At 57.6% G+C, this 6,017-nt stretch carries 3 protein-coding genes and 2 CRISPR repeat arrays; of the genes, 1 reads left to right on the top strand and 2 read right to left on the bottom strand.

The window, feature by feature from the left end:
• Positions 1-144 precede the first annotated feature (144 nt).
• Positions 145-592: a CRISPR direct-repeat array (repeat unit 28 nt; unit sequence GTTTGCTGCCGCGCAGGCAGCTTAGAAA).
• A 504-nt stretch (positions 593-1,096) separates the two neighbouring features.
• Entirely contained in the window at positions 1,097-1,396 is a 300-nt protein-coding gene (locus ACRXB1_RS28215; RefSeq protein ID WP_449493900.1) for an ESPR-type extended signal peptide-containing protein, read from the top strand.
• Positions 1,397-1,525: 129 nt separating this feature from the next.
• A CRISPR array of direct repeats spans positions 1,526-2,398; the repeat unit is 28 nt; unit sequence GTTTGCTGCCGCGCAGGCAGCTTAGAAA.
• Between the two features lie 243 nt (positions 2,399-2,641).
• On the opposite strand, the gene ACRXB1_RS28210 is transcribed toward ACRXB1_RS28215, so the two are convergent.
• Positions 2,642-5,038 (bottom strand): polysaccharide biosynthesis tyrosine autokinase, encoded by a 2,397-nt coding sequence (locus ACRXB1_RS28210; RefSeq protein ID WP_449493899.1) that lies wholly within the window; start codon positions 5,036-5,038, stop codon positions 2,642-2,644.
• 32 nt (positions 5,039-5,070) lie between these two features.
• Positions 5,071-6,017, bottom strand: a 947-nt coding sequence (locus tag ACRXB1_RS28205) for a polysaccharide biosynthesis/export family protein (protein WP_449493898.1), incomplete at its 5' end; no start/stop codon positions are given.

The following is a 6,017-nucleotide window of genomic DNA, read 5'->3' as shown; positions in this document are numbered from 1 at the left end:
AATAGCAAAGGCCCCGCGTCGCTGCGCTCCGTTTGTTCGCGATGACGTGGAATTCCTGTTCGCTTTGCCTTGGAATCACGATTCACTTTGCCGTGGAATGGCCATTCACTTTGCGTGGAATACGCAGCTATCGATTTTTGTGGGGTTTGCTGCCGCGCAGGCAGCTTAGAAAAGCTTCGAGTCTGGATAGTCGCCTAGGTCGCGGTTTGCTGCCGCGCAGGCAGCTTAGAAAGCTCGAAGTCGAAAGCGATAACTACGCTGGATGTTTGCTGCCGCGCAGGCAGCTTAGAAAAATCCGGCACATGGTAGCTGCGATGATCCAGAGTTTGCTGCCGCGCAGGCAGCTTAGAAAGTTGAGCGTTACGGCAGTTTCCACCACTCGTTGTTTGCTGCCGCGCAAGCAGCTTAGAAATGAGTCGATCGCAGCCATCGAGGCCATGGGTCGTTTGCTGCCGCGCAGGCACCTTAGAAAAACATGGTCCAGATAGTCATCACGACGACAGGGTTTGCTGCCGCACAGGCAGCTCAGAAAAATGTTGTTGTGTCGGACTGTGAGTTGCAGACGTTTGCTGCCGCGCAGGCAACTCAAAACCCACTGTGCTCGAAGGCTGCTGCGCAATCAGACGTGTGCGCGCGGGCGCACCAGTTTTAAACGCAACCCGCCATCCTTCGTCGAGATCAACTGAAGTGGATTACTTCAACTTGACGTTGATAACAACTAGTGGAATCACTTCACGTAATTTAAGAAATTACTGAGCTGGCTAATGTGGGCTTGGGGATTAAGATTTCGCCCCGCTCGGAGTATTCCTATTGGTTGCACAACAGGTTTCGTACGTTGCTTCGCAGTAGGAACGATTTGATCCCGGACGACAGAATTCCGATTTGCGAACCGTGCCGGTTGCTTTCGCGGTCGCCGAAGACAATCCTTTTTGGACGCGATCGGATTTAGCACAGCTCGTAACGCGATCAACTCAGCGGGTATCGACGCATATTGCGCCAGAACGAACGGCTTTCCGAACGGCATGGAGCTGATATTCCGAGCCAGCACGCGGTCCGAGTCCGCATAAAAACAATAGCAACAACAAGAGAGAGAAGCATGAATCAGGGTCGTTTCCGGTTAGTGTTCAGTGGTCTGCACGGCATGATGATGGCGGTTGCCGAGTTCGTGAGCGCACAGGGCAAAGCCGAAGCGGCGGGTGATCGGAGTGCTCCGGCCAGTGCGCATGAATCGTCTGACACGCCGTGGTTCGCCACTCGCAAGTGCGCCTTCGCCGCGCTCTGCCTGTTCGGTCAGCCATTTTGCGTGGTTATTGAGCAGGCTGCGGTGCCGGTGGGACCGTCGGGAACGTTTAATAATTATGGTTTGAGTCAGGGAGCAAGCGTGCCGTGTTTCTAGACCCTTTTTTCTGGATTGGTTTTAGGTCGTTGGTAAATCAACGGGTTAGCGATGGGGCAGTGATTTGGGTAAAATGCGGTGCCCGTCGGGTTGTTCTTTGGAATCAATGCGTTAAGGTAAGGTTCGTCTAGTTTGCTGCCGCGCAGGCAGCTTAGAAATTCGTTATATTCCTTGGTGTTATTCCAACCGGGTTTGCTGCCGCGCAGGCAGCTTAGAAAGTCGCTCGGCTCGACCTTTAGGCCGTACGCCTGTTTGCTGCCGCGCAGGCAGCTTAGAAACCATCGAGCCCATATCGTCGAAATTGTCGGGAGTTTGCTGCCGCGCAGGCAGCTTAGAAAAGTGGGCCGTATTCAGCGACTTGGTGAACACCGTTTGCTGCCGCGCAGGCAGCTTAGAAATTGACGATCAACGGCGCGTCGAGCTCAAGGACGTTTGCTGCCGCGCAGGCAGCTTAGAAAGAGACAGCTCCACTAGCAAGTGCTCGTTCTCTGGTTTGCTGCCGCGCAGGCAGCTTAGAAAAGGACACGCGTGACAAATGGCGAATCAGTTTTGTTTGCTGCCGCGCAGGCAGCTTAGAAACGATCGTCAGACAATAAGGGTCATTTCCAGCGGTTTGCTGCCGCGCAGGCAGCTTAGAAAATTACGAAGCGGCAGTTCTCGCGGCCATGCAGGTTTTTGCTGCCGCGCAGGCAGCGTAGAAAGATTCGTCCTCCAGCGCACGGATGGCGCAGTCCGTTTGCTGCCGCGCAGGCAGCTTAGAAATCGAGCACGCTTTTGCGCGAGTCGTCCGATTTGTTTGCTGCCGCGCAGGCAGCTTAGAAATTGGAATTTCCCGGCATTGGCGCGTAGCGGAAGTTTGCTTCCGCGCAGGCAGCTTAGAAAAGCACAACGGGTGTCGCGTCTTCGCTGACTCCGTTTGCTGCCGCGCAGGCAGCTTAGAAAAATCGCGGGCGGGCTTGAGTCGGTGCGCAGCAGTTTGCTGCCGCGCAGGTAGCTTAGAAATCGCTTACTGCGTTCTGATTCGGTGCTGACTTATTCACTGCCGCGCAGGCAGATAGTTCCGCAATGTCCAAGTGTCGATTGAGAGTTACGTGTCCTGCTTCCCCGAGTAGACAGTCTAAAAACAAAGCCATGTTGCTTACTTCACCCCCCAAAACCAAATGCCCGCTTCCGCGGGCACCCTTGGCTACTAGCAGCCTTCTGGCTATCTCATGACCTAATGAAAAAACACTCCCCCACCTGCGTTCAATGCTTCACATCAACAGCGGCCGGATCGCTCGAATACGTATAAGCGTAGGCATAGTCATAAGTCCCCTTACGACCACCGCTCTTAGCCGGCATCGCATTCAACACACCACCCACAACCCTGGCGCGAGCGCGCTTGAGCTTCTTCAGCGCATCTGCAATATTCTTCTCAGAGTGAGCCCCCGAACGCATCACGAGCACCGTCGATCCAGCCAGGCTCGCGATCACCGCAGCATCCGGCACAGCCAGCAACGGCGGCGTATCGACAATCACCAGATCGAACTGTTTCTCAAAGGCCTGCAGCAACGTAGCAAACCGGCTCGACGTCAAAATCTCCGACGGATTCGGCGGATGCGCACCCGAACCAATGAAGTGCAGTCCATTCACACCGGTCTCACGTGCAGCCATCTCGAAGTCGGTCTGTCCCGTAAGCAGCTCGGTAAGACCACCATTCGATGACTTCCCCATATAGTGAGCAAGACGGCCACGGCGCAGATCGGCATCGATCAGCAATACGCGCTTGCCCGACTCCGCGAGCAATGCCGCAAGGTTGGCCGCGAGGAAGCTCTTGCCGTCCGACGGCGCCGGGCTCGTGATCGCGATCACGCGGTTGGGTGCATCGACCAGTGCGAATTGCAGCGTGGCGCGAAGTCCGCGAAGACCTTCAATGGATGTATCGAAGGGATGCGTGGTCGAGAGCAACGGTTGCTTGCCAGTGTTGGCCGCCGGCAGCACCGTAGCGTTCTGAAGCGCCATGGCCACAGGGGTCTTGGTGGAAAGCCCGAGCGTGGTACCCATCGAATCGCCTACAGACTGCGTGCCCAGACGCTTCATGCCACCCTTGGCCGACGACGACGGCAATGCCATCGGACGATCGAGGCGCACACGATCCAGCCTGGCTTGTTCTGCGCTAAAGGGAATCGCGCCGAAGATAGGCAGGTTGAAGCGGCGCTCGACGAGTTCCGGATCATCCACACCAGCGAAGAATGAACGGCGCACGAAGGCGAACACAACGCCGGCAATCACGCCAAGCAGACCGCCCGCGGCAATGATCAGCGCAGCCTTGGGCTTGACAGGTTGCGAAGGCACGAGCGCCATATCGACGATATGCACGTTGCCGACCGTTCCCGCACGGCTGATCGAAAGCTCCTGCGTCTTGTTCAGCAGCGCGACGTAGATCTCCGAGTTGACCTTGGCTTCGCGTTGCAGCGATACCGCCTGACGCTCCGAACCCGGCAGCGTCTTGAACTGGTTATCGAAGCGCGATTTCTCGACGTTGAGCGCGGCAAGTTGCGCGTCGACTGCACGGACTTCGTCGGCGCCATCAGTGAAGCGTTGCAGCAACTGAACGCGTTGCATACGCAGCGCAGCGATCTGGCGTTCGTAATCGAGGCCACCCGACAAATACGTCTGCGCTTCCTGCGTCGGCTGGAACGAGCCGGCCGCCGTCTGATACTGCGCCAGTGCGGTCTCGCTTGCATGCAACTCGTCACGCACTCGCGGCAGTTCGTTGTTCAGGAAGGTGAGCATGCGGTTCGCTTCTTCCTGCGCACGTTCCGTACGCTGCTTCAAGTATGAAGCGGCAAGCGCGTTTGCGACCTGGGTGATATAGAGGGGTTGCGAGCCGCTGTACGAGATCTGAATTATGCCCGTGTCCTTGCCTTTCTCGGCCACCTGCATGCCGGATCCGAACGCTTGCACGGCTTCGAGCTGCGAGGCACGCGTCACGAAGAATTCGGTGCCAGCACGAGCCACGAGCTGGCTTACGAGCAGCGTGATGCCATTACCCTTCGCCATGTTGCCGGCGAGACCCTGAAGCAGTTCGTGGTTTTGGGAATCGAGCAATGCGTAGCGGCCTTGACCCAGCGCACGCAACGTGAGGCGCTGGTCTTGCAGCATCGCAGGAACCGTGATCGAGTCCACCTTGAACTCTTCGCCGCCCCATGCGTAGGTGTCGAGTCCCAACACCGCAGGCAGCGGATGTCCCCTGCGTGCGAACAACGGCGTGATGCGCCCAATAAACGGCATCACGTTGGACTCGGTGCTGAAGTTCAAATTGAACTGATCAACAACAGGTTCGATCACCGTGCGGCTCTTGATGATCTCGATCTCGGAGTCCGCGTGCAACGATCCGCCGCTCGGCGTCAACGCTGCGGAAAGCGAACCCTGATTGTTGCTCGTCGAACTGGTATTCGGCGTATCGACCTGTACAAGGGCATCGGCGGAATAGATCGGGGTCGACAGCTTTGCGTACAGCACGGCGGCCAGCAAGATGCCGAGCGCAATGCCCAGCACCCACCAGATCTGGTCCGTGATCATCCGCACGAGGTCGCGCAAGACGAACTCTTCGTCCTTGGCTTGCGCGGGCGAATGCTCCAGCATTTCATAAGTACTCATGTCGCACTCCAGGCATGACACATGACGCGTTGTTAGCGGGTCGTTTGGATGGTGTAGAACAGCGTCTGGATCGTCGGCGAGATTTGCTCGAGCACGCGGTTGAAGCGGGCAGCGCTGGCAACTTGCACGTAGATCACGTCACGCGGATGCAACTCGAATTGTGTCATCAGCATCAGCGCATCGACTTGCGTCATGTCGAGCTTGTACACGCTGAGATCGAGCGGACGTGAGCCCGGCATTGCGCTGCCATTGGCCGGCGTCAATGCGGCGGTCTTGATCATGCCGCCCTTTGCCGATTGTTCCGGTGCGCGGATCACGTAGATCTGACGCGGGTCAGCCGAACGCGGGTCGATGCTGTTGGCGTTCGCAAGTGCATCGGCGAGTGTCAAGCGGCCGCGGTTCATCGGAATGGTTTGCGGCTTTGCGAGTTCGCCGAGCACAAACACACGGCTCTTGGTGCGATCCGGCACATCGATGATGTCGTCATCCTGCAGCAACACGTTCTGCTGGATATCGCCGCGATCGAGGAGGGCGGCGACATCGACTGCATAGCGCTTGCCGTCACGGGTGACGCCTACGTTCTGCAGATCGGCGTCGGCATTTGCACCGCCCGAGCGGTTGATCGCATCGATAACGGACAGCGGCACGTCGGTGATCGGCATGGATGAAGGTGTCTTCAGGTCGCCGGTGACTTGTACCTGCTTGCTGTAGAAGCCGGACACGCGCACGTCGAGCTGCGGATTGCGGATGGTCTTCGACAAACCTTGCGTAAGCGCTGCCTGCAATTGCTGCGGCGTCTTGCCGAGAGCCTGCACGCGGCCAACGCGGGGGAAAAAGATGGTGCCGTCGTGGGCTTGCACGTTTTCGTCGCCGACGGTTTCTATCGGCCAGAGCTCGTTGCTGTCGTTGTCCGCGACGCTGAACTGGCGCACGACGCCGGGTTTATAGGTATCGGGCGAGCCTCGTACGCGGCTCACCA

It is taken from the genome of Caballeronia sp. M23-90 (genome assembly GCF_053574605.1).
The sequence above is the reverse complement of the archived record's forward strand: the minus strand, read 5'-3'. Positions and strand labels throughout refer to the sequence as shown.

What these genes read in the sequence shown, in the direction of transcription:
- ACRXB1_RS28215 (WP_449493900.1), top strand. Translation starts at nt 1,097, where the DNA reads ATGAATCAGGGTCGTTTCCGGTTAGTGTTCAGTGGTCTGCACGGCATG.
- ACRXB1_RS28210 (WP_449493899.1), bottom strand. Translation starts at nt 5,038, where the DNA reads ATGAGTACTTATGAAATGCTGGAGCATTCGCCCGCGCAAGCCAAGGAC.